Source organism: Aquirufa sp. HETE-40SA (genome assembly GCF_054558635.1).
Map to the genome: position 1 here is coordinate 515,468 of NZ_JBPXKN010000002.1, position 23,208 is coordinate 538,675.

Genomic DNA, 23,208 nt, shown 5'->3' on the forward strand with positions numbered 1-23,208 from the left:
GTGCTATGAATAAAATGTTTTTTGTGCCTTTTATCAGTATTGTGTTAATCGCACTAGACTATTACGTTTGGATGGCGGTCAAAACTGCTTTTCGAAACTCCCGCCAAAGCATTCAAACTACCGCAAAGAATGTTTTTTGGGGGTTCACCCTGTTCATTCTACTAGGAATCATCTCCTACAACGCATTGCCCCTAAATGCTTGGAAAAATGAAATCAGGATCACCTTCATGGCGATCGTGATGATTTCGGTTATCACTAAACTGTTTATTATTATCTTCTTATTGATAGAAGATGTCACCCGTTTTTTCCGTTGGGGGACTAAAAAAGTATTGAAGAAAGACCCTAGCGTCATTTCTCGACACGAATTCTTGTCTCAAGCAGCCTTGGCGGTAGGTGCAGTTCCGGCGGCAACCTTTGCCTTTGGCATTATTTCGGGTGCCCACGATTATACGGTTGAACACATTCCTCTAAAAATTAAAGGATTGCCTTCAGCCTTTAAGGGTCTAAAAATTGCCCAAATTTCCGACATTCACACGGGTTCATTCTTCAACAAAACCGCTGTTAAAGGGGGTGTAGAGATGCTAATGCGCGAAAAAGCGGATGTCGTATTCTTTACCGGGGACTTAGTTAATAATGAGTCCAAAGAGGTACAGAACTACTTCGACGTGTTTAATAAGGTCAAGGCTCCTTTAGGCGTTTTCAGTACTTTGGGGAATCACGATTACGGAGATTATGTACGTTGGAATAGCCCAGCAGCGAAAAAACAAAACTTACAAGACCTCATGAAAGCTCATGAATTAATGGGATGGGATCTCTTGATGGACGAACATCGTTTCCTAGAGGAATCAGGAGAAAAATTAGCCATTATTGGGGTCCAAAACATCGGATTAGGTCGTTTCCCTTGGTACGGCAACTTAGAGAAAGCGCATAAAGGTACTGAGGAGGCTTCGGCAAAACTCTTATTATCACACGATCCAAATCACTGGAATGCGGAAGTAACAAAGAAATACAAAGACATCGATGTGGCGTTTGCGGGCCATACGCACGGCACACAGTTTGGCGTTAAAATCGCTGAAATGCGCTGGTCTCCAGCTCAATATGTCTACAAGCAATGGGCTGGCTTATACCAAGGGGGAGAACAACAAATCTACGTGAATCGCGGATACGGGTATTTAGGGTATCCGGGCAGGGTGGGGATGCCGCCGGAAATCTCGGTGTTTACGCTTTCCTAACTCTTTAAGATTAGAGAGAGGAGAGTAGAGAGTAGAGATAGTAAATGGTGAATGTTCCTCCGGACTGCCCACTGACAACTGCCCACTGCCCACTTTTTTTTCAACCAGATCTTTGCTCCTTCATTAAAAAAAGCTAAATTTGCATCCCAATTAATTGGTTTCGTGGCCGAGTGGCTAGGCAGAGGTCTGCAAAACCTTCTACAGCGGTTCGAATCCGCTCGAAACCTCCAAAAACCTTCCCATCCGGAAGGTTTTTTTATGCCCTCCTGCATTATGCAAAATTTTCTAAAAATAGTTCAATTTGTTTACAATGGGCTTATTTTGAAAAATTCTAAATAATTAATTCAATTAAAAAAATACAAAAAATGAATGTGTAATTAATTGTTTCCTAAAAAATCGGATTGTAGTTTTGCGGACTGAATTAATATGAGAAAATCTATATTTATGTGTTGCAAAAAATTAACTCTCGTTAAGTTTCTATTTTCCTTCTTATTCTTAATTGCTTCAACGACAGCAATGCTCGCACAGGATGCAGCAGAAGGCGAAACACTATTTAAAAACAACTGTGCGGCATGTCACGCATCCACCGATGAAGTCTTAGTAGGACCTGGTTTAAAGGGTATTAGTGAGCGTCGTCCTATCGAATGGATCGTTAAATGGGTTCACAATCCACAAGCAGTTATCGCTTCAGGCGACAAGTATGCAAATGACTTGTACAATAAATTCAACAAGGCGGCAATGACCCCTTATCCTAACTTCTCCGAAGCACAAATCAAAGGAATTATAGCTTACATTGATGCTTCTAATGCAGCTCCAGCGGCTCCGGCAGCAGGTGCAGCTCCAGCAGCAGGCGCGGCAGCTCCAGCAGCTCAATCGTCTGGTGGAATGATGGAAGTCCTATTAGTAGGCTTATTAATCATTATGGTGATCGTTTTAATCGCTTTACTTTCGATCGTTAATTCATTAAGCAAATTATCGAAGGCAGCTGAAGCAGATTCAAGCAAGTCTTTTTTCGAAAGAGTAGCTGAAAATGCTAAGTCACTAGCTGCTAATTCTGCAGTGAAGACGGGAGTAATCGTTTTAGTGTTGTTATTAGGAGGAAAAGCAACGATCGATGCAGCCTACGGTGTAGGTATCCACCAAGGATATGCACCAGAGCAACCGATCAAATTTTCTCACAAATTGCACGCTGGCGAAAACCAAATCAACTGTAACTATTGCCACACAGGTGTTTATGAAGGTAAAGGAGCAAACGTTCCATCTGCCAACATTTGTATGAACTGCCACAACGCGATCAAGCGTGAGTCTCCAGAGATTCAAAAAATCTACAAAGCATTAGAGAAAGATGAGCCTATTCAATGGGTACGTGTACACAACTTACCGGATTTGGCCTACTTCAACCACTCACAACACACAAACGTAGGTGGCTTAGAGTGTAAAAACTGCCACGGTGAGATCGAAAAAATGGAAGTGGTAGAGCAACGTTCATCGTTAACGATGGGTTGGTGTATCGATTGCCACCGTCAAACAGACGTGAACGCAAAAGGTAACGCATACTACGACAAATTAGTAGAGGTTCACAACAAGGACAGCAAAACTCCTTTGAAAGTGCAAAACATCGGTGGCTTAGAATGCTCTAAGTGTCACTATTAATAGAAATAAAATAGATTCAATTTTAGTCTGAATAAGAAAGATTATATGGAAAATTCGAACAAGAGGTATTGGAAAGGGATTGAGGAGTTAACCAATGAGCCATCGTTTGTCAAAAATATCCACAATGAGTTTGGCAATATGCCATCTGAAACGGATGCTAAAGGAGATTCTTTAGTAGACGGCGCAGGGACTCATCGTCGTGATTTTCTAAAGATGTTAGGTTTTGGAGTAGCGGCTGTTTCATTAGCAGCTTGTGAGTCTCCGGTAAAGAACACGATTCCTTACTTAAACAAGCCTGAAGATGTTGAACCTACGATCGCTAATTGGTACGCGTCTACTTATACTGATGGAGGAGACTATGCATCTATCTTAGTAAAGACTCGTGAAGGCCGTCCGATCAAAATTGAAGGAAACAAATCATCGTCTATTTCGAAAGGTGTACTTTCGGGTCGTGCGCATGCGTCTGTTTTGAGTCTATATGATAATGAAAAATTAAAAGGTCCTCAAGCAGCTGGTAAAGCGACTGATTGGACTACTTTAGATAAAGATTTCACTGCGAAATTAGCAGAGGTGGCTGCCAAAGGTGGTCAAATCCGCATCGTTTCTAATACCATCCTTTCTCCTACTACAAAGAAAGTGATTGCAGACTTCGCAGCGAAATACCCAACAACACAACACATTACCTATGATGCAAACCCTGCTTATGGTTTAACACAAGCACACGGTGGCATTTTACCTAACATTGATTTCAGCCAAGCAAAGACAATCGTTTCTGTAGGTGCTGATTTCTTAGGTTCTTGGATTACTCCTACTGAATTTGCGGCACAATGGGCGATCACTCGCCGTGTTAGCTCAGAAAAAGGAGGCAAAAAAGACATGTCTCGTCACTACCAATTCGAGACTATCCTTTCTAACACAGGTGCGAATGCAGATTACCGTGCATCTTACAAACCATCGCAAGAAGGTTTAGTAGCAGTTGCCTTATACAATGCAGTGGCTAAATTAACTGGAGCTGCGACTATCGCAGGTGCATCAGTTAAAGTAGATCACTTAGATAAAGCAGCGAAAGATTTAGTTGCTTCGAAAGGTGCTTCTATCATCGTAGCTGGTTCGAATGACCCAGAGGTTCAAAAAATTATTGCTGCTACAAACGCTTTAGTAGGCGCTTATGGCACAACGATCAATACTGGCTTAGCTGTTAACTACCGTCAAGGTAACGATATGGCGATGGCTAACTTCATTAAAGAAGCTGGCGCTGGTTCAATCGCAGCGGTTATCTTCTACAATGCAAACCCAGTGTACAACCACCCAATGGGCGCCGCTCTTGCAGCTGCACTTCCTAAGGTAGGTCTTAGCTTAGCCACAAACGATCGCGCTGATGAGACAGCATCTTTATGTCAATTCATCGCACCAGATTCTCACTTCTTAGAATCTTGGAATGATGCAGAGCCTAAAGCTGGTTTCTATTCATTAACACAACCTACGATCTCTACCATCTTCAAAACACGTCAAGCACAATCAAGTTTCTTAACTTGGGCAGGTTTGTCAGCTAACTTTGAAGCATACTTAGAGAGCAACTGGGAGAAAAATATCTTAAAAGGCGGAAAAGTAGCATGGAACAATGCACTTCACGAAGGTGTGTTTGAACCAACAACTGCTACTGTTTCTTCTGCTAGCCCATCCGTTGATGTGAATGCATCGGCTGCTGCGATTAGCAAAGCATATACTGCTTCTTCTACTGGTTTAGAGATTACAGTTTATGAAAAAGTAGGTTTAGGTACAGGTTCTCAAGCAAACAACCCTTGGTTGCAAGAATTCCCTGAGCCAGTTTCTAAAGCATGTTGGGACAATTATGCGGCTATCTCGCAACCAACTGCTACTAAATTAAAATTAAAGCAAGGTGATGTAGTGGAAGTAAGCGCGAAAGGATACAAAGTATCTCTTCCTGTTTTAGTTCAACCAGGCCAAGCTCAAGATACCATCGCTATTGCGATCGGTTACGGTCGTACGAAAGCAGGTAAGTCTGCTGACGGTGTGGGTGTGAACGCTTATCCATTCATTTCTGAAATCAATGGAGCTTGTGTAGGAACTTGTACACAAGGTGTTTCTATCACAGCAACGGGCGAAACAAAAGATATCGCTCAAACGCAAACACACCAAACGGTGATGGCACGTCAAGCAGTCGTTCAAGAGACGGTGTTAGCTGACTTTGCGAAAGATGCAAAAGCAGGTAGCTTCACTCCTCGCGTGAAAACGTCTGAAGGAGAAAAAGATGCGACTGATTTAACGCTTTGGAACGGTCACGAATACAATAACCACGCGTGGGGTATGGTGATCGATTTAAATACGTGTACAGGATGTTCTGCTTGTGTGGTTTCATGTAACGCAGAAAACAACGTTCCTGTCGTAGGTCGTCAAGAGGTTATTAACCGTCGTGAAATGCACTGGATGCGTATCGACCGTTACTACTCTTCTGATGCGGAGGTAGAAGATTTGAAAGGCTTAGAAATCGCTTCTGATAATCCAGAGGTAGTTTTCCAACCGATGTTATGCCAACACTGTAATAACGCTCCTTGTGAGACTGTTTGTCCAGTATTAGCAACGACTCACTCGACAGAGGGTCTAAACCAAATGACGTATAACCGTTGTATTGGTACACGTTATTGCGCAAATAACTGTCCATACAAAGTGCGTCGTTTCAACTGGTTCCGTTACTTCCAAACAGATGACTTCGATTTCAACTTCAATAACGACTTAGGTCGTATGGTCATCAACCCAGATGTAACCGTTCGTTCACGTGGAGTAATGGAGAAATGCTCGATGTGTGTTCAACGTATTCAAGCTGGTAAGTTAGAAGCGAAGAAAGAGAAGCGTCGTCCGGTAGATGGAGAAATTCAAGTAGCTTGTGCTCAATCTTGCCCTACGAATGCAATCACCTTTGGAGATATGAACGATCCAGCATCTGAGATCTCTAAATTATTAGTAGTAGAGAAAGAAGGACGTGCTTACCACGTAATCGAAGAGATTAACGTGAAGCCTAATATTTCTTACTTGAAGAAAGTTCGTAACAAGGATGCTAAGAAAGAAGCATAATTTTTTAATCGTAAAACAGTAAATAAAAATATGTCGCACGTTGTATCACCCATAAGAGAGAAACTAGTTACTGGTGGAAAATCTTATTCCGATGTTACCCACGATATTTGCAAGCAAGTAGAGGGAGAACCTACGAAAGAATGGAAAATTGCATTCGGGATCTCTTGTCTTGTATTCATTTATGGTGCTTATTGCCTTTTCTACACTTGGTGGCAAGGTATTGGCGTTTGGGGATTAAATAAAACCGTAGGTTGGGCTTGGGATATCACTAACTTCGTTTGGTGGGTTGGTATCGGTCACGCGGGTACCTTGATTTCTGCCGTATTATTATTGTTCCGTCAAAAATGGAGAACTTCCATCAACCGTTCAGCGGAAGCGATGACAATCTTTGCCGTACTTTGTGCTGCTTCGTTCATCTTAGCGCACATGGGTCGTCCATGGTTAGCTCACTGGGCTTTACCACTTCCTAATGCTTTCGGTTCACTTTGGGTTAACTTTAACTCTCCGTTAGTATGGGACGTTTTTGCGATCTCTACGTATTTATCCGTTTCTTTATTGTTCTGGTATATGGGTCTTGTACCGGATTTGGCTACGATTCGTGACCGCGCAACGACTGCAGGACGTAAGTTCTGGTATGGTTTCTTCAGCTTAGGCTGGACAGGTTCTTCTAAGACTTGGGCACGTTACGAGTACATGTCCTTAATCTTAGCCGGTATCTCTACTCCTCTTGTACTTTCTGTACACACGATTGTATCGATGGACTTTGCAACGTCTGTTATCCCAGGATGGCACACGACGATCTTCCCTCCGTATTTCGTGGCGGGTGCAATCTTCTCTGGTTTCGCGATGGTACAAACGCTATTGTTAATCACTCGTGTGGTTTTCAAATTAGAAGACTATATCACGATTGAGCACATCGAAATGATGAACATCGTTATCACGGTAACGGGTTCCGTAGTAGGTATCGCTTATTTGACTGAATTCTTCATCGCTTGGTACTCAGGTGTGGAATATGAAAGCTACGCGTTCATTAACCGTGCGACGGGTCCATATTGGTGGGCTTATTGGATGATGATGACATGTAACGTAATCTCTCCACAGTTATTCTGGTCGAAAGCGATCCGTACAAACTTGATGGTCTCTTTCTTCTTATCTATCGTAGTAAACGTAGGTATGTGGTTCGAGCGTTTCGTTATTATCGTGACGTCTTTACACCGTGATTATATTCCTTCATCTTGGGCGATGTTCTCTCCTACGATGTATGATATCGGTGATTACATCTTCTCATTTGGTTTATTCTTTACGTTATTCTTCTTGTTCGCTAAATACTTACCGGTGGTAAATATGGCGGAGGTTAAGTCCGTAATGAAAGGCGTTTCGTCAGAATTTACGATCAAACGTATCAAGCCAACTAAAAAAACAGAGGAGTAATTTTCTATTAAGCAAATTCGAAATTAAAACAATATGAGTTCGACAACTAACTACATTTTGGGAGTATACGACGATGAGGATGAGGTTTTACACGCTGTAAGCGAAGTAAAATCGAAAGGAATCAAAGTTGAAGATGTATATTCTCCATTTCCAATTCACGGATTAGACGTAGCCGTAGGTCATGAGCGTACACGTTTACCTATTGCCGCATTTATGTTCGGTACCTTAGGAATGATTTGTGCATTTTCATTAATCAGCTATACGATGGTTTTTGACTGGCCAATGATCATTGGTGGTAAAGACTTCTTTGCGCTGCCTAACTGGATTCCAATTGCGTTTGAAGGAACGGTATTATTCACGGCTTTTGGCCTTGTATCTACTTTCTGTATCTCAAATGACTTGTGGCCGGGCAATAAGACTCTTCCATTAGATGTTCGTACGACAGATGATAAATTTGTGATGGCTATCAACGTGGACAAGAACAAAGTTAGTGCTGCCGATATCAAGAAAGCCTTGAAAGACTCAGGAGCAGTTGAAGTAAATGTTAAATAATTAAACGAATAATTCTCAAGAAGATATGTTCAATTCTATTCATAAATTCACTCTACTAGCCGGCTTAACAGCAGGTCTATTATCTTGTGGATCTGACCCAAATGATACGGGTACGGAATTTGCCCCTAATATGTACAATTCGGTAGGATACGAGCCGATGACTCAATTACAAGGTGACACTAACAAAATCAACCCTTACGGGATGAACATGCGTTTACCAGTAGCGGGTACTATTTCTCGTAAGAAATACACAGGTGCGGATAGCATTCAACAAGCCTTCTTAGCGCAAGAATTATTAGCAAAAACAGTTCCAAACGATAGTCTTTCTTATTCTGCTGCTTTGTTGAAAAATCCATTAGCTGCAACACCAGAAAACATCGAAGCGGGGAAATTACAATACGAGCGTTTTTGCCAGCACTGTCATGGTGAAGGTGGAAAAGGCGATGGTTTAGTAGCTAAAGCGTATAAAGGGGTTCCTGTATACTCAAGTGATGCACTAAAGGACGTAAACGACGGACATATCTACCACGTAATTACACATGGTAAAGGACGTATGTGGCCTCACGGTTCACAGATTTCCTCAGAGAACCGTTGGAAGATCGTACTTTATGTACATGAGTTACAAAAACAATAAGATTTAATTTATTTCATTTAAAATAGAGAATAAAATGGCGGGACATTCACATTTTTCCCCAGCAAACGTAGAGGAGCATTTTGAGTTTACCTCAGAAGGCAAGAAGCGAATTATTTATGCTTTCATCGCAGGCGTTGTTGCTTTAGTTATTGGTATTTACCTTTTATCTAAAGGAGAAGCAGGTGGTCACGAGGTAGCGGCAGCCGGACATGATGCAGTGAAAGCGGGACACGAGGCAGCAAACGCGGGACACGAAGTAGCAGCTGAACATGTATCCGGTGGTGCGGTTTCTCACCAAGCAGGAGCAGAAGAGCACTACGATTGGACAAATCGCATTTGGGCAAACGTTTGGTTGAATGCCGTATTCTTTACAGGTATTGCTGTAGTAGGTATGTTCTTTGTGTCATTGCAATACTTAACTAAATCAGGATGGTCTTCTGTTATGAAGCGTGTTCCTGAGGCTTTCCCTAAGTTCTTATACATTTCATTACCTATCTTGATCTTGGTTTTCTTCTTTAAAGGAGATGTGATCTTCCACTGGATGCACCACGGTGTAACGGAAGTAGGAAATGAGAACTATGATAAAATCATTGCTGGTAAGTCTGGCTATTTGAACAAGAACTTCTTCTTGATTCGATTAGTCGTATTTGGTGGATTATGGATCCTTCTTTGGAACATGTTACGTAAGAAATCTTTAGAAGAGGATTTGAATGGCGGAACAGAATACTTCACTCAATTAGTGAAAATCGGTACTGCATTCATCGTGATTTTTGGAGCATCTAGTTCGATCTTCGCGTGGGATTGGGTGATGTCAATCGATACACACTGGTTCTCGACCATGTTCGGATGGTACATGTTTGCTTCATGGCATGTAACTACCTATGCTGTTATCGTTTTAGCTATTTTATATTTAAAGGACAAAGGCCTAATGGGGTATGTAAATGAGAACCATTTACATGATTTGGGTAAGTTTATGTTCGCCTTCTCTATCTTCTGGACGTATGTTTGGTTCGAGCAATTCTTATTGATTTACTATGCTAACTTACCGGAAGAAACAATCTATTTCTTAGAGCGTTGGGAAGGTCATAATAAAATTTACAAAACGTCAGAAATTTTAATGGTAATCCTAAACTTCTTGTTGCCTTTCTTAGTTCTAATGACACGTGATGCAAAGAGAACACGTATCTTCTTAAAGATCGCTGCTTTCTTAATTATCGCAGGTCACTATATTGATTTCTACCAAATGATTATGCCAGGCGTTGTAGGTAAGCACGGGGGATATGGTTTAGTGGAATTTGGAATGGTTACGGTTTTTGCTTCAGCGTTTATCTATGTGATATCTGGAGAGTTAACAAAAGCAAGTTTAGTGGCGAAAAACCACCCATTCTTGCCAGAAGCATTACACCACGATATTTAATTTTTGAACTTGTCTTAAAATAAAGAATATGTTTTACCTAATAGGTCTTTTATCAGTTATCTTCTTTGCTCTTGCGATTAACGTAATTAGCAAAAGTATTAAGTTGAATAAGTCTTTAGCTGCAAACGAGAATACAGGAGAAGCTGTAGATTCAAGTAATGATGCAAATGCTTATGGAATGATCATTTTCTGGGCATTGGGCACCATTGCCGGTGTTTGGTCATTTTTAGTAGCACAACCAGATTTCCTGCCGGTAGCTGCATCTGAACATGGGCTTAAAACAGATACCATGTTTTGGGTTTCTATGGCTGTAGTAACGCTTGCATTCTTTTTCACGAATACTTTATTGCTATTCTTTGCCTTCAAATACCGTTACAACAAAAACAGAAAAGCTACTTTTTATCCAGTTAACCACAAATTAGAATTGATTTGGACGGTTATCCCTGCGATCATTATGGCGATTTTGGTATTCACAGGTTGGAGAACATGGAGAGATATAACTTCTCAAGCACCTAGTGATGCCGTAGTAATCGAAATCACTGGTCACCAGTTTGGCTGGTATGTACGTTACGCTGGTGTAGATGATAACCAATTAGGTAATTACAACTACAAATTAATCGACGAGACGAACAACATTGGTATCGATTTTACAGACAAACACTCTTTTGATGACTTTACAGCAACGGAACTTCACCTTCCTAAAGGGAAGCCCGTTCTTTTAAAGATTCACGCACAAGACGTATTACACTCGGTATATTTACCGTTCCACCGAGTGAAGATGGATGCGGTTCCAGGTATGCCTACGAAGTTCTGGTTTACGCCTAACATTTCTACAGATGAGATGCGTGCTAAACTAGGTAAGAAAGATTTCAACTTTAAGTTAAACTGTACGGAGGTTTGTGGCCGCGGTCACTTCGGTATGGCTATTACGGTATTCGTAGATGAGCCAGAAGATTATGCTAAGTGGTGTGCAGAGCAAAAGCCATTCTTAGCTACCAATCCTACCTATTTAGCTAAGGTTCCTGATAACTTAAAATCAAAAGCATCGAAATATATCCCTGTGGAACCTGTTGCGGTAGATAGCGCAGCTGCTCCATCGGAAGAAGCCGTAAGTGTAAACTAATTTAACAACGAACAGAAGAAAATAAATTCATATGTCAACTGCAACATCACACGCTGAAGAAGTTCACACCCATGCACACGATCATGAGCATGAGCACCATGAGCTAAATTTTTGGACGAAGTATGTGTTCTCTACGGATCACAAAACGATCGCTAAACAATACTTGATTTCAGGTATTCTTTGGGCCTTTATTGGGGGATCATTCTCGATCATCTTCCGTTTGCAATTAGGTTTCCCAGACATGCAATTAGATTGGTTACGTCCTATCTTAGGTGGATGGATCGATGAGGGTGGAAAACTAGACAAAGAGTTTTATTTAGCCCTTGTAACGATGCACGGTACCATCATGGTATTCTTTGTATTGACAGCGGGTCTTTCTGGAACGTTCTCTAACTTCTTGATTCCATTACAAATTGGAGCACGAGATATGGCCTCTGGATTCATCAACATGTTATCCTATTGGTTCTTCTTCTTGTCATCGATGATCATGTTCTCTTCATTGTTCATTGAAACTGGACCTGCATCAGGTGGTTGGGTAATTTATCCTCCTTTATCTGCCTTGCCACAAGCAATGCCAGGTTCTGGATTAGGAATGACCCTATGGTTAACATCCATGACTTTCTTTATCATTTCATCTTTAATGGGTGGTATTAACTACATCTGTACCGTAATTAACTTACGTACTCGTGGTATGACTTTCACGAAGATGCCGTTGACGATTTGGTCATTCTTCTTCACAGCTGTATTAGGTTTGTTATCATTCCCTGTGTTATTATCAGCTGCTTTATTATTGATCTTTGACCGTTCATTCGGAACATCATTCTACTTATCTGAGATTTATATCCAAGGTCAAGCTTTACCCAATGTAGGTGGATCAGCCATTTTATATCAGCATTTATTCTGGTTCCTAGGTCACCCGGAAGTATATATCGTATTGCTTCCTGCTTTAGGTATGACTTCTGAGATCATTGCAACTAATTCACGTAAGCCTATCTTTGGATACCGTGCGATGATCGGTTCGATGATGGGTATTACTGTGCTTGCGTTCATTGTATGGGCTCACCATATGTTCGTAACAGGTATGAATCCATTCTTAGGGTCGGTATTTATGTTCTTAACCCTAATCATTGCGGTACCATCTGCGGTGAAGGCGTTTAACTACATTACTACACTTTGGAAAGGTAATTTGATCTTTACTCCAGCGATGTTATTCTCGATCGGTCTTGTATCCCTATTCATCTCGGGTGGTGTTACAGGTATCATCTTAGGTAACTCGGCTTTAGATATCAACTTACACGATACGTACTTCGTAGTAGCTCACTTCCACTTAGTAATGGGTGCGGCTTCTTTCTTCGGATTGATGGCGGGTGTTTACCACTGGTTCCCTAAGATGTTTGGTCGCATGATGAACAAGACTTTAGGTTACATTCACTTCTGGTTCACATTCGTGGGTGTTTACATGGTATTCTTCCCAATGCACTACATCGGTATCGCAGGTTTCCCTCGTCGTTACTATTCGTTTACAGCGGTAGGAAATGATGGTGCAGCGGCCTTTACAGATATGAACTCATTTATTTCGATTGCAGCGATCATCACGTTTTCTGCTCAAGCGATTTTTGCTTGGAACTTCTTCTACTCAATCTTCAAAGGGAAAATAGCTCAGCAAAATCCTTGGAACTCCAATACATTAGAATGGACTACCCCAATTAATCCAGAACACGGAAACTGGGTGGGTGAAATTCCGGCAGTATACCGTTGGCCATATGATTATTCTAAGCCAGGTGCTGAGCAAGATTTCATTCCACAAAACGTTCCATTCTCTGCAACAAAAAGCTCTAACCTTCCGGAGGAAGAAGCTGAAATTGCAAAAGAGAAAGATATCGATGGTTTATTAGGCGCGCAAAACGAAAGTTATAACCGTTAATTAAACCTAAAAATCAAAGATGCATCCGAATGAATCTCATTTAGATGCATCTTTTTTTTACCCCAAAAATGGTCTTTAGAAATTTTGCAATCCTTTCACTCCTAAGCATTTATTTGCTTATCCTTGCTGGCGGAATCGTTCGCAGCACAGGATCAGGAATGGGATGTCCGGATTGGCCTAAGTGTTTTGGGCGCTTCATTCCTCCTACGAAAGTGGAAGAGTTGCCATTGCATTACGAAGTGATCTACCAGGACAAGTTGCATGGAGAAGTTGAATTCAACGCCACTAAAACCTGGATTGAATACATCAATCGGTTATTAGGAGCTTTAACTGGATTAATCGTATTAATCACCACAGTTTTAGCTTATAAAGAAGGGCGAAACGTATTCTTGCCTACTTTGGCCAGCCTGTTGTTAATCTTAGCAAATGCGGTATTAGGGAAATATGTGGTGGACTCCTTTCTATTACCTGGAGTGGTAACTGCTCACATGTTATTGTCCATCGGGGTCATCTATTTTTTAGTAAAAGCACTAAACAATCAATCTTCCTCGGAGGTTATACCGGTGTTGAATCGCCAGTGGATTGGGATAAGTTTGCTTGTCGTTTTAGTCCAAATCATCTTGGGCACACAGGTGCGCGAGAACATGGACCACGTGATTAAAGCGTTAGGGGAAGGGGCTAAAAATCAATGGGTCGAAAACCTAGATCTGGGCTATATCATTCACAGAACATTCTCGTGGGTGATCTTGATATGCCACCTGATTCTTTGGAAAAAGTTGGCAGAAAGTCAACTACAAACCTACCGAAAAGGAATACTCGTTTTAATCGGTATTTCGCTGGGAACTGGAATTTTGATGGCCTACTTTGCGCTCCCACTAGGAAGTCAAGCGGTGCATCTTTTAATCTCATTAGTATTAATCGGCTGGCACATCAGCTCGTGGATACAAACAAAAAACGCCTAAATGTCGTCTATAAAACCCTATATCGCCCTATTAAAATCGAGACTATCTATGACGGTAGCCTTCTCGGGGACGTTTGGGTATTTATTAGCGCCCATTGATCATAAACCACTAGGGATTTTCTTGATCTCCTTAGCTGGGTTCGTATTAACCGGAGCGGCGAACATCGTCAATCAATTGAAAGAGATTGAATTCGATAAGCTGATGAAGCGCACGGCGCAGCGTCCCTTGCCTACTGAAACCTTAACTCCCGCTCAGGCGAGAAATTTTGGATATGTGTTAGCGGTCATCGCTATTGGGCTATTAAGCTATTTCACCTGGAAAGCGGCTGTGGTAGGACTACTATCCTATATTTTATATGGCTATGTATACACACCTTTAAAGCGTGTGGGCCCTATCTCCGTATTTGTGGGTGCATTCCCGGGCGCCTTCCCTCCTATGATTGGTTGGGTGGCGGCGACAGGGCATTTTGGCTGGGAGCCTGGTATTCTATTTGCGATTCAATTTTTCTGGCAATTCCCTCATTTCTGGGCGATCGCCTGGGTAGCGGATGCGGATTACCGCAAGGCTGGATTTAAGATGTTACCGAATGATGGAAAGAAAGACATTAAGACGGCTTTCACCATTATGATTTACACGCTCTTTTTAGTGCCATTGGGATTTGTGCCATATTTACTGCACATCACTGGAATTCAATCTGCGATCATCACGGTCGTAGCAGGAATTCTATTTTTATGCCAAACCTTCTACCTCATGATGCGTCCCACAGATAAGGCCGCGAAGTGGATGATGTTTGGCTCCTTTTTCTATTTAATCATCATACAAATTGCCTTATTATTTGATAAAGTTTAAATCATGAAATCAACAGAGAATGTGATCGAACCGGCTGAAACCCGTTCGGTCAACCCGAAAATTTTTACGATGTGGTTATTCATCGTATCGATCATCATGTTATTCGCAGCCTTCACTTCCGCTTATCTAGTGAGAAAAGCCGAAGGAAACTGGGTAGAATTTGAAATGCCTAGTTTATTTAGCTATAGTACGGGAGTACTTATTTTGAGCAGTATTTCGATGCATTACTCACTTTTAGCTGCAAAAAAAGACCAATTTAATGCACTTCGAATGAGTATTTCTATTACTTTTGTGCTCGGATTACTCTTTTTAGTAATGCAATTTTACGGTTGGATCCAATTAGTGGAGATGAACGTTTATTTTGTAGGTAATCCATCCGGTTCTTTCGTCTATGTTTTATCAGGTTTACACGGTTTACACCTTGTTTCAGGCCTTGTCGTTCTAGTTTTCGCTTTAGTGGCGGCCTTTAGATTGAAGATAAACGCAAAGCAATTGACCCAAATTAAGATTTGCGCCACGTATTGGCATTTTTTAGATGCATTGTGGCTTTATTTATTTGTATTTTTATTGATTAACAATTAAGCTTATCCCCTATGTCAGTAGCACACGCTGCCCCAGCGGTTCCAGAAAATTTAACATGGCAAGGTGGTTCTGAACCACTAAAAGCTAGTTATGGAAAATTGATGATGTGGTTCTTCCTTCTATCGGATACTTTCACATTCTCAGCCCTTTTGATCACTTACGGAATGATTCGTTTTAGCCAACCTGCATGGGAAGGCGTTCCTGCGGATTTCTATTTCTCGACGACTCACTGGCCTATTCCAGAAAAAGTTTTTGAAGCCGTTCCTTTCTTACACGGAATGTCTTTGCCTTTGGTATTCGTAGGTATCATGACGTTTATTTTGATCGCTTCATCAGTAACGATGGTATTAGCCGTAGAAGCTGGACACCGTGGTGATCGCAAGGATGTAGAGAAATGGATGCTTTGGACGATTGTAGGTGGATTTACTTTCTTAGGATCTCAAGCTTGGGAGTGGACGCACTTTATCCACGGTCCAGAAGATTTAACCTTAGCTGCAAAGCAAATCGTTGATGGCGTTAGCACACCGATTGAAGGAGCTAACCTAGTTCGTAACCCGTATGGACCTCCAGCATTCGCTGATTTGTTTTTCTTCATTACAGGTTTCCACGGAACACACGTATTCTCAGGAGTTATCTTGAACGTTTTGATTTTCTTCAACGCAGCTACGGGTGTGTATGAGCGTAGAGGTCATTATGAAATGGTGGAGAAAGTAGGTCTTTACTGGCACTTTGTCGATCTAGTTTGGGTATTCGTATTTACCTTCTTCTATTTAGTTTAATCTTATAATTGATTTATATATGGCTTCGCACGCAGCACACGGAACCTCAGAAAAAGAAATTGCACCTCCTAATACAGGCGCTATTTGGAAAACATTTTGGATTTTATTGATCTTAACCGCGATTGAATTCGTGATTGCTTTCACGATGCCAGCTAACACCCTTCGTGTTGCAATCTTCTGCGGTATGACGATTGTGAAAGCATTCTACATCGTAGGAGAATTCATGCACTTAAAGCATGAGGTTAAGTCCTTGATTTGGATGGTTTTGATCCCTACACTCTTCGTGGTATGGCTTTTAGTAGCCTTGATCTACGAAGGTGGTCACTTATATTGATTTTAATTTCCTTCTTGGATAATGAATAAAAAGACAGGCATATTATTTCTCGTATTAATAGTGCCTGTCTTAGTTTATATAGGGCTAAAGACATTTGGCACCAATCATTTTAGTCTTCCTCGCTACGTTCCAGCCATCGATTCGACGACTGGAGAGATAAAGATGGCGAAGCGCTTGAACCCTCGTTGGAACGAAGCAGAGATGGATACCGTTTTCCAAACCATCCCATCCTTCTCCCTAACGGACGAAACGGGAAAGAAATTCGACTCAAACAGCTTAAAGGGTAAAATCTACGTTGCTAGTTTCTTCTTTACTCGCTGCACCACGATTTGTCCTAAAATCACCTCGCAGCTTAGTCGCGTTCAAGATACTTTTCACCAAGATCCCGAGGTTCAATTACTTTCTATTTCAGTTGATCCTAAATTTGATCTTCCGGAAAAGTTAGCTGCCTATGCAAAACGCTTCGATGCGAACAAAGGTCAATGGTATTTTCTAACTGGAGAAAAGAAGGTCATTTATCCATTGGTTTTAAAAGGCTTCCACGTTCCCTTAGCTGATGCCTCAGAATATGATGCGGCAATTAAGTATCCGGATGAAACATTTATCCACTCGGAACGGTTAGTATTGGTAGACAAAGAAGGAATCATCCGTGGATTTTATGACGGAACAGATAAAAAAGAAGTGGATAGATTACTAGTGGAAATTAAAGTATTAAAAAGCATATACACCAACGAGTAAAAACGATGGAAGCAACTAAAAAAAACGATCAATTAATTAATGTGCTTTCGGTAGCTATTCCGGTAGCAGTAGCTGTTTTGATCGGGATTCAAACGAAAATTAACTTAGGTCAATGGACTAAAGTATTGCCTCACGTGATTGGCTTACTAAATTCGACGACTGCGTTAAGTTTAGTGATTGGTTTAATCGGAGTGAAAAGTGGAAACATCGGCTTACACCGTAAAGCGATGGGGGCCGCCTTTCTACAAGGTTCCCTATTCTTAGTGCTGTATATTCTATACCATATTTCGAATCCATCCACTCCATTTGGAGGCGAAGGTTGGATCCGTCCCCTGTATTATTTCTTATTGATCTCGCACATCGTGCTTTCGATCGGTGTGGTTCGCTTAGTTTTGAAAGCTATTTATTATGCGGTAACAGATAATATTCCGGCGCACAAAGCGATAGTGAAATGGGCCTACCCAATCTGGTTATACGTATCTGTTTCAGGTGTCATTGTTTACCTTATGATTTCCCCTTATTATGTATAAGAAGTTATTCATCTTAGTGGCTTTAATTCTTTTCACGCAAATCGATGCGGTAGCGCAGTGTGCGATGTGCCGTACGACGGTGGAAAGTACCATATCAAATGGCCGCAGTAATATTGCGACGGGCTTGAATACGGGAATTTTATATCTCTTATCAGCACCCTATTTAATTGTAGCAGCGATTGCTTTTTTATGGTTTCGCCAAAGCAAACAAGAGCAGCAAGCCCGCCTAGCTAAATTACAGCTGCGTAAAAAAGTGTCTCAGCTTTTCAGCAACAACGCTTAATTAATCCCAGATAGGATATTGTGTTAATTTGATCGCCTCCCCGAAGAAGATTTGGGTGGATTTTTCGAAGGAATCCGTATAATCCGACACATAGAATTGACGACTGGATTCCTTGCCGGTGTGCAACATATCCTCCATCGTTAAAATTCGTTTGATTTCCTCCGCAACGATAATGGACGTGTCAATTACCGGAATACTTCCCTGGTAATAGGCATCAATTTGTGGTTTGATGAGCGGATAGTGGGTACAGCCTAAGATTAAGCCCTCTATTCCATTCAAGGCAGGTTGCGCCAGGTATTCTTTGATAATTTGTTCTGAAATCGAATTCGAGAAGAAGCCTTCTTCGATCATGGGAGCTAATAAAGGGGTGGCCAAAGATTTTACCTGAATATTCTTTCCCAGCGCTTCCGCCTTGTTTGCATAGATCCCTGAGTTCACTGTTTGCTTTGTCCCGATTAAGCCGAGCGTTTTGTTCTCCCAGTTTTGGTCCAAATACGCAATTACCGGGTCAATCACATTCACGACTTTGGCCTTCGTACCCACATAAGCCTTCACTAAATCATAAGCCGCCGCCGAAGCTGAATTGCAAGCAATCAAAATCAACTTGCAATTCTTCTCTAGAAGCAGATTACAAATCTTCACCGAATACGCCTGAATCGCTGTCGCTGATTTATCGCCATACGGCAAGTGCGCCGTATCCCCAAAATAGATGATATTCTCCTGCGGCATCAACTCCGTGATGGCATGCGCCAGAGTCAATCCACCAATTCCACTATCAAAAATCCCGATGGGCGCTGAGTTAGGCATATGATTAATTTAGGCAAAGAACGGAATTTTGAAATTCTTTTCAAACTGACGCAACCATTTAGCACTTTGTGCCATCTTTGCATTCGAATTAGAAAATATAGCTTTTGAGTACACGTTTACCCGCCTTTCTTTCTGAACCTGAGCTAATTGATGCTTGTCGAAAAAACAATCGACAAGCGCAGCATGCGCTCTTTCAAAAAATGGCTGGAAAGATGCTCTCCGTAGTGAAACGTTACATCACGAACACTTCAGAAGCGGAAGATACCTTAATGGAGGGCTTTGTAAAGGTATTTGCTAAGCTGGACCAATACCAAGGTGGTGGAAGTTTCGAAGGTTGGATTCGCAAAATCATGGTCAACGAAGCCTTAATGTCGATTCGAAAGAACAAAAATCGATACCACGTTGACATCGATGTGGCCTATGATGTAGCGCATCCTGACGAGACATTGATGCAATTAGGATTACAAGAAATCGAAGCCTTGATCGCTTCGTTACCGACTGGATACCGAACCATTTTTAATTTATATGCCATAGAGGGCTATTCCCACGCGGAGATAGCGGACTTATTAGATATTTCAGAAGGAACTTCTAAATCGCAGCTATCGCGAGCTAGAGCAATATTACAAAATCAACTAATCACCTTACAGTTATGAAAGATTGGAATTCTGTAGAGGAAAAATGGAGAGAGCAACTCCAAAACAAATCCGAAGACATCCCAGAGGGTTTGTGGTCGCGCCTAGAAGAGAGGTTACCAGAAAAACCTGCACGTAGATTCCCTATCTATTGGGCGGCGGCAGCAATGCTCTTGCTCGCGCTGGGTCTGAGCTGGAATTGGAATCCTGCAACGGAAGAGGGAGCCGCAGAGGTATCGCGTGTCATCGAAAAAACGAATTCGCCTGTGGAAAAAGCCGCAACCTCTGTTTCTGAACCACTGATAATTCAGACCAAAGCTACCGAATCTACTTTTGCGAAAGCTAGTATACAACCGGTATCGATTGAAGAGTCTCCTGCGAGTGTGGTAGTAGATTCTCCAAAAGAAGAAATCGTAGCAACAGTTCCTATTATCGAGAAACAAGAGGAATCACCAGAGATCGTCACAGTCCGCCTGGACATCGACCCTATTGAAGAAGAAGTTAAGCCAGCTTTTACACAGAAAAAACGTAGAAAATCCCTTTTCGGGAAAATCGTAGGCGAAATCAGACAAGCCTTGGATGGTGAGCCGGTAAACTGGCAAAAATTAAAAGAGGGAAATGCCGCCTTTGAAAATAGAATACACACCGTAGCGAATACCTACGTAAAAACAGAAGAGAATTTAAAACGCACCTTACAATTACAATAATATGAAAAAGATCATCGCTATTATCTGCCTACTAGTAAGTGTATTCAGCCTTTCTGCAAAAGAAAGACAGGATTCATTGATTTTAAAAATTGACAAACGCAACCAAACTTTAGTGGGTGCGAAAACGGCTAGTCGCACCTTACGGGAGGAATTAGAAAGCGCCTTCGAGAAAAAGGGTCTAGTTCTAAGCGATAGTCTTTGGCAAAATATTAGACAAGCTATTAAAACAGATTCGGAAGGAGACAGTAGTATTTCTGTTCGGATTGGGAATAGTTCAGTGAAGATTGCGATAAGCAAGTCGCCAGTGGGCAGTGGTCAGTGGGTAGTGGGCAGTGAACAGTCGGCAGTCGCTAGTCGACAGTCGGGAAGAAAAGAAGAAGTACGGGTCGGATTAGACGGTGTGCACGTGAAAGATGGTAACGAAGAGACACACGTGACTTGGGATGGGGTATACCATAGTGATGGCAAAGAAGTGACAAAAGTGATTTGGGGAAAAGATTCCACTAAAAACAAGCGTCCTAATTTATACAGCCGAAGAGGACTAAACCTCAATTTGGGATTAAATGCTTTATCCGGCGTAGCACCTGCCTCTGTACCAGACTTCACTTTAGACCCCACAGGATCTAGATATGCCAGCTTAGAAATCTCTCGTTCTGTGACCTTATCAGAAGGAAAAAAATCCGCCTTCCGTTTAGGATATGGATTAGAAATAGATTGGTATAACTTTCGTTTTGACCATAACAGAATCGCGACAAAAGGACCTAATGGGGTAGAATTTACTACCATTACTTCCTCCACAGGAAAAGAGGTAGTTATGAGCAAGAATAAGATGAGTATTTCTTATCTGACCTTGCCTATTATGCCTCATTTCGCTTTTGATAAAAAATCAGCCGTTCAAATGATCGCTATCGGTGGATATGTGTCCTATCGATTAGATACTTGGACGAAAGCGATTGAAGAGGAGAATGGAAATTTGCGTAAAGAGACGAGTAATTTGTATGTAAATCCCTTCCGATATGGCGTAAGAGCCGAATTTGCACTTCGTAATTTTCCTGATTTGTTCTTTAGTTATGATTTGAGTCCTCTATTTGAGCCAGGCAAGGGCCCAGAAATGCGTGGATTAGCCTTTGGAATCCGATTATTGTAAAAATTTATTAGAAATTTTTCTCGGATGTGTTTGCGGAAATGAAAAAATGAGCTACTTTTGCGAACTATTTCGGTGGAACGTTACACTGAAAGCAAAAATGAAGGGGATATACCAGAGCGGCCAAATGGGGCAGACTGTAAATCTGCTGGTGAATGCCTACGGTGGTTCGAATCCATCTGTCCCCACCATTATTTTATTACCTTGATTCCTTTTTACAGGAGGATTCAGCAAGCGGGAGTAGCTCATTTGGTAGAGCGATAGCCTTCCAAGCTATAGGTGGCGGGTTCGAGCCCCGTCTCCCGCTCGAAACGAAAAAATGTTGCTAAGGGAGAAATCCCTCTTAGCGATATTTTTGTTTTGGTTAATCGAAAGAGATTAACGAAAGGCCGCAAGGTTATGCCTTTGTAGCTCAGTGGTAGAGCACTTCCTTGGTAAGGAAGAGGTCGGCAGTTCAATCCTGCTCAAAGGCTCTACAATTAAGCAAGGCCCATTGAACGAGTACATTTGAAACTTTTTATAACTAAATTAAGAACTAAATAATCATGGCAAAAGAGAATTTTGACCGAAGTAAACCCCACGTTAACATTGGTACGATTGGCCACGTTGACCACGGTAAAACAACCTTGACAGCTGCTATCACTAAAGTTCTTTCTGAAAAAGGTCTTGCTGAGAAAAAAGATTTCTCTTCCATTGACTCTGCTCCAGAAGAAAAAGAACGTGGTATCACGATCAACACTGCGCACGTAGAATATTCTACTGCTGCTCGTCACTACGCTCACGTTGACTGTCCAGGTCACGCGGATTACGTGAAGAACATGGTAACTGGTGCTGCACAAATGGATGGTGCTATCTTAGTAGTTGCTGCTACAGATGGTCCAATGCCACAAACTCGTGAGCACATCCTTTTGGCTCGCCAAGTAGGTGTACCTCAATTAGTCGTTTTCATGAACAAAGTGGACATGGTAGACGATCCAGAATTATTAGAATTAGTTGAAATGGAGATCCGTGAGCTTCTTTCATTCTACGAATTCGATGGTGATAACATTCCAGTAATCCAAGGATCTGCTTTAGGTGGATTGAACGGAGATGCTAAATGGGTAGCTACTATCGATGCGTTAATGGAGGCGGTTGACTCTTGGATTCCACTTCCTAAGCGTGATGTTGATAAGGCATTCTTGATGCCAGTTGAAGACGTATTCTCGATCACTGGTCGTGGTACTGTAGCAACAGGTAAAATCGAGACTGGTGTTATTAACTCAGGTGAAGCAGTTGATATCTTAGGTATGGGAGCTGAAAACTTGAAATCAGTTGTAACTGGTGTTGAGATGTTCCGTAAGATCTTAGATCGCGGTGAAGCTGGTGATAACGTAGGTTTATTATTACGTGGTATTGAGAAAACTGATATCCGTCGTGGTATGGTAATCTGTAAGCCAGGTTCTGTAAAGCCTCACACTAAATTCAAAGCAGAGGTTTATATCTTGTCAAAAGAAGAAGGTGGACGTCACACTCCATTCTTTAACAAATACCGTCCACAATTCTACTTCCGTACGACAGACGTAACAGGTGAAATTACTTTACCTGCAGGAGTTGAAATGTGTATGCCTGGTGATAACTTAACAATTGATGTTACGTTATTGAACGCAGTAGCTATGGACAAAGGTTTACGTTTCGCGATTCGTGAAGGTGGCCGTACTGTAGGTGCAGGTCAGGTAACTGAAATCTTAGACTAATTTTTATTAGCCTATACGGAAAAGAGCGGTCTGTGACCGCTCTTTTTTTTTGTACCTTGCTGACCTAAA

At 41.7% G+C, this 23,208-nt stretch carries 22 protein-coding genes and 4 tRNA genes; 25 read left to right on the forward strand and 1 reads right to left on the reverse strand.

Annotated elements, in window-relative coordinates:
* The first annotated feature begins 5 nt into the window (after window positions 1–5).
* The 18 genes from ACRZ9O_RS07710 to ACRZ9O_RS07795 all read left to right on the forward strand — a co-directional run bounded on the left by ACRZ9O_RS07710 (window position 6) and on the right by ACRZ9O_RS07795 (window position 18,116).
* Window positions 6–1,232, forward strand: coding sequence for a metallophosphoesterase (locus ACRZ9O_RS07710; protein WP_459457960.1), 1,227 nt, complete (start codon window positions 6–8; stop codon window positions 1,230–1,232).
* 156 nt (window positions 1,233–1,388) lie between these two features.
* Window positions 1,389–1,462 (forward strand) — tRNA-Cys (locus tag ACRZ9O_RS07715).
* A 214-nt stretch (window positions 1,463–1,676) separates the two neighbouring features.
* Window positions 1,677–2,885 (forward strand): cytochrome c3 family protein, encoded by a 1,209-nt coding sequence (locus ACRZ9O_RS07720; RefSeq protein ID WP_459457962.1) that lies wholly within the window; start codon window positions 1,677–1,679, stop codon window positions 2,883–2,885.
* 45 nt (window positions 2,886–2,930) lie between these two features.
* Window positions 2,931–5,978, forward strand: a complete 3,048-nt coding sequence (locus tag ACRZ9O_RS07725) for a TAT-variant-translocated molybdopterin oxidoreductase (protein ID WP_459457964.1) — start codon at window positions 2,931–2,933, stop codon at window positions 5,976–5,978.
* Between the two features lie 30 nt (window positions 5,979–6,008).
* Complete coding sequence (nrfD, locus tag ACRZ9O_RS07730; protein WP_459457966.1) at window positions 6,009–7,409, forward strand: NrfD/PsrC family molybdoenzyme membrane anchor subunit; 1,401 nt, start codon at window positions 6,009–6,011, stop codon at window positions 7,407–7,409.
* Window positions 7,410–7,442: 33 nt separating this feature from the next.
* The gene (locus ACRZ9O_RS07735) at window positions 7,443–7,961 is read left to right on the forward strand and encodes a DUF3341 domain-containing protein (protein WP_459457968.1); all 519 of its coding nucleotides are present in this window, start codon (window positions 7,443–7,445) and stop codon (window positions 7,959–7,961) included.
* Between the two features lie 25 nt (window positions 7,962–7,986).
* A complete protein-coding gene (locus ACRZ9O_RS07740) occupies window positions 7,987–8,595 on the forward strand; it encodes a c-type cytochrome (RefSeq protein WP_459457970.1) in 609 nt (202 codons plus the stop codon).
* 34 nt (window positions 8,596–8,629) lie between these two features.
* Window positions 8,630–10,012, forward strand: coding sequence for a quinol:cytochrome C oxidoreductase (locus ACRZ9O_RS07745; protein WP_459457972.1), 1,383 nt, complete (start codon window positions 8,630–8,632; stop codon window positions 10,010–10,012).
* A 28-nt stretch (window positions 10,013–10,040) separates the two neighbouring features.
* Entirely contained in the window at window positions 10,041–11,135 is a 1,095-nt protein-coding gene (locus tag ACRZ9O_RS07750) for a cytochrome c oxidase subunit II (RefSeq protein ID WP_459457974.1), read from the forward strand.
* Window positions 11,136–11,166: 31 nt separating this feature from the next.
* Window positions 11,167–13,059, forward strand: coding sequence for a cytochrome c oxidase subunit I (locus tag ACRZ9O_RS07755; protein ID WP_459457976.1), 1,893 nt, complete (start codon window positions 11,167–11,169; stop codon window positions 13,057–13,059).
* Between the two features lie 68 nt (window positions 13,060–13,127).
* Entirely contained in the window at window positions 13,128–14,021 is an 894-nt protein-coding gene (locus tag ACRZ9O_RS07760; protein ID WP_459457978.1) for a COX15/CtaA family protein, read from the forward strand.
* On the forward strand, window positions 14,022–14,870 hold the full coding sequence (cyoE, locus tag ACRZ9O_RS07765) for a heme o synthase (RefSeq protein WP_459457980.1): 849 nt from the start codon (window positions 14,022–14,024) through the stop codon (window positions 14,868–14,870). It begins immediately after the preceding gene.
* Between the two features lie 3 nt (window positions 14,871–14,873).
* Window positions 14,874–15,452 (forward strand): cytochrome c oxidase subunit 3, encoded by a 579-nt coding sequence (locus ACRZ9O_RS07770; RefSeq protein ID WP_459457982.1) that lies wholly within the window; start codon window positions 14,874–14,876, stop codon window positions 15,450–15,452.
* An 11-nt stretch (window positions 15,453–15,463) separates the two neighbouring features.
* The gene (locus tag ACRZ9O_RS07775) at window positions 15,464–16,231 is read left to right on the forward strand and encodes a cytochrome c oxidase subunit 3 (RefSeq protein WP_459457984.1); all 768 of its coding nucleotides are present in this window, start codon (window positions 15,464–15,466) and stop codon (window positions 16,229–16,231) included.
* 19 nt (window positions 16,232–16,250) lie between these two features.
* Window positions 16,251–16,565, forward strand: a complete 315-nt coding sequence (locus ACRZ9O_RS07780; protein WP_459457986.1) for a cytochrome C oxidase subunit IV family protein — start codon at window positions 16,251–16,253, stop codon at window positions 16,563–16,565.
* 21 nt (window positions 16,566–16,586) lie between these two features.
* A complete protein-coding gene (locus ACRZ9O_RS07785) occupies window positions 16,587–17,303 on the forward strand; it encodes an SCO family protein (protein ID WP_459457988.1) in 717 nt (238 codons plus the stop codon).
* Between the two features lie 5 nt (window positions 17,304–17,308).
* A complete protein-coding gene (locus ACRZ9O_RS07790) occupies window positions 17,309–17,833 on the forward strand; it encodes a DUF420 domain-containing protein (RefSeq protein WP_459457990.1) in 525 nt (174 codons plus the stop codon).
* Window positions 17,826–18,116, forward strand: a complete 291-nt coding sequence (locus ACRZ9O_RS07795; RefSeq protein WP_459457992.1) for a hypothetical protein — start codon at window positions 17,826–17,828, stop codon at window positions 18,114–18,116. Before ACRZ9O_RS07790 ends, ACRZ9O_RS07795 begins: the two co-directional genes overlap by 8 nt.
* Here the strand turns inward: ACRZ9O_RS07795 and murI are convergent, their stop codons facing one another.
* Window positions 18,117–18,923, reverse strand: coding sequence for a glutamate racemase (gene murI, locus ACRZ9O_RS07800; protein WP_459457994.1), 807 nt, complete (start codon window positions 18,921–18,923; stop codon window positions 18,117–18,119).
* Window positions 18,924–19,027: 104 nt separating this feature from the next.
* On the opposite strand from murI, the gene ACRZ9O_RS07805 reads away from it, so the two are divergent.
* From ACRZ9O_RS07805 to tuf, 7 genes are all read left to right on the forward strand, one after another.
* The gene (locus tag ACRZ9O_RS07805; RefSeq protein ID WP_459457996.1) at window positions 19,028–19,576 is read left to right on the forward strand and encodes an RNA polymerase sigma factor; all 549 of its coding nucleotides are present in this window, start codon (window positions 19,028–19,030) and stop codon (window positions 19,574–19,576) included.
* A complete protein-coding gene (locus tag ACRZ9O_RS07810) occupies window positions 19,573–20,262 on the forward strand; it encodes a hypothetical protein (protein WP_459457998.1) in 690 nt (229 codons plus the stop codon). Before ACRZ9O_RS07805 ends, ACRZ9O_RS07810 begins: the two co-directional genes overlap by 4 nt.
* A gap of 1 nt (window position 20,263) precedes the next feature.
* The gene (locus ACRZ9O_RS07815) at window positions 20,264–21,409 is read left to right on the forward strand and encodes an outer membrane beta-barrel protein (RefSeq protein ID WP_459458000.1); all 1,146 of its coding nucleotides are present in this window, start codon (window positions 20,264–20,266) and stop codon (window positions 21,407–21,409) included.
* Between the two features lie 102 nt (window positions 21,410–21,511).
* Window positions 21,512–21,597 (forward strand) — tRNA-Tyr (locus ACRZ9O_RS07820).
* A 43-nt stretch (window positions 21,598–21,640) separates the two neighbouring features.
* Window positions 21,641–21,713: transfer RNA gene (locus tag ACRZ9O_RS07825), tRNA-Gly, on the forward strand.
* 94 nt (window positions 21,714–21,807) lie between these two features.
* Window positions 21,808–21,879 (forward strand) — tRNA-Thr (locus tag ACRZ9O_RS07830).
* Window positions 21,880–21,951: 72 nt separating this feature from the next.
* Entirely contained in the window at window positions 21,952–23,139 is a 1,188-nt protein-coding gene (tuf, locus tag ACRZ9O_RS07835) for an elongation factor Tu (protein ID WP_395768898.1), read from the forward strand.
* Window positions 23,140–23,208: the final 69 nt, after the last annotated feature.

Excerpts from the sequence above, each read along its gene's own strand:
- ACRZ9O_RS07710 (WP_459457960.1), top strand. The coding sequence starts at position 6 with ATGAATAAAATGTTTTTTGTGCCTTTTATCAGTATTGTGTTAATCGCA.
- ACRZ9O_RS07720 (WP_459457962.1), top strand. The coding sequence starts at position 1,677 with ATGTGTTGCAAAAAATTAACTCTCGTTAAGTTTCTATTTTCCTTCTTA.
- ACRZ9O_RS07725 (WP_459457964.1), top strand. The coding sequence starts at position 2,931 with ATGGAAAATTCGAACAAGAGGTATTGGAAAGGGATTGAGGAGTTAACC.
- nrfD (WP_459457966.1), top strand. The coding sequence starts at position 6,009 with ATGTCGCACGTTGTATCACCCATAAGAGAGAAACTAGTTACTGGTGGA.
- ACRZ9O_RS07735 (WP_459457968.1), top strand. The coding sequence starts at position 7,443 with ATGAGTTCGACAACTAACTACATTTTGGGAGTATACGACGATGAGGAT.
- ACRZ9O_RS07740 (WP_459457970.1), top strand. The coding sequence starts at position 7,987 with ATGTTCAATTCTATTCATAAATTCACTCTACTAGCCGGCTTAACAGCA.
- ACRZ9O_RS07745 (WP_459457972.1), top strand. The coding sequence starts at position 8,630 with ATGGCGGGACATTCACATTTTTCCCCAGCAAACGTAGAGGAGCATTTT.
- ACRZ9O_RS07750 (WP_459457974.1), top strand. The coding sequence starts at position 10,041 with ATGTTTTACCTAATAGGTCTTTTATCAGTTATCTTCTTTGCTCTTGCG.
- ACRZ9O_RS07755 (WP_459457976.1), top strand. The coding sequence starts at position 11,167 with ATGTCAACTGCAACATCACACGCTGAAGAAGTTCACACCCATGCACAC.
- ACRZ9O_RS07760 (WP_459457978.1), top strand. The coding sequence starts at position 13,128 with ATGGTCTTTAGAAATTTTGCAATCCTTTCACTCCTAAGCATTTATTTG.
- cyoE (WP_459457980.1), top strand. The coding sequence starts at position 14,022 with ATGTCGTCTATAAAACCCTATATCGCCCTATTAAAATCGAGACTATCT.
- ACRZ9O_RS07770 (WP_459457982.1), top strand. The coding sequence starts at position 14,874 with ATGAAATCAACAGAGAATGTGATCGAACCGGCTGAAACCCGTTCGGTC.
- ACRZ9O_RS07775 (WP_459457984.1), top strand. The coding sequence starts at position 15,464 with ATGTCAGTAGCACACGCTGCCCCAGCGGTTCCAGAAAATTTAACATGG.
- ACRZ9O_RS07780 (WP_459457986.1), top strand. The coding sequence starts at position 16,251 with ATGGCTTCGCACGCAGCACACGGAACCTCAGAAAAAGAAATTGCACCT.
- ACRZ9O_RS07785 (WP_459457988.1), top strand. The coding sequence starts at position 16,587 with ATGAATAAAAAGACAGGCATATTATTTCTCGTATTAATAGTGCCTGTC.
- ACRZ9O_RS07790 (WP_459457990.1), top strand. The coding sequence starts at position 17,309 with ATGGAAGCAACTAAAAAAAACGATCAATTAATTAATGTGCTTTCGGTA.
- ACRZ9O_RS07795 (WP_459457992.1), top strand. The coding sequence starts at position 17,826 with ATGTATAAGAAGTTATTCATCTTAGTGGCTTTAATTCTTTTCACGCAA.
- murI (WP_459457994.1), bottom strand. The coding sequence starts at position 18,923 with ATGCCTAACTCAGCGCCCATCGGGATTTTTGATAGTGGAATTGGTGGA.
- ACRZ9O_RS07810 (WP_459457998.1), top strand. The coding sequence starts at position 19,573 with ATGAAAGATTGGAATTCTGTAGAGGAAAAATGGAGAGAGCAACTCCAA.
- ACRZ9O_RS07815 (WP_459458000.1), top strand. The coding sequence starts at position 20,264 with ATGAAAAAGATCATCGCTATTATCTGCCTACTAGTAAGTGTATTCAGC.
- tuf (WP_395768898.1), top strand. The coding sequence starts at position 21,952 with ATGGCAAAAGAGAATTTTGACCGAAGTAAACCCCACGTTAACATTGGT.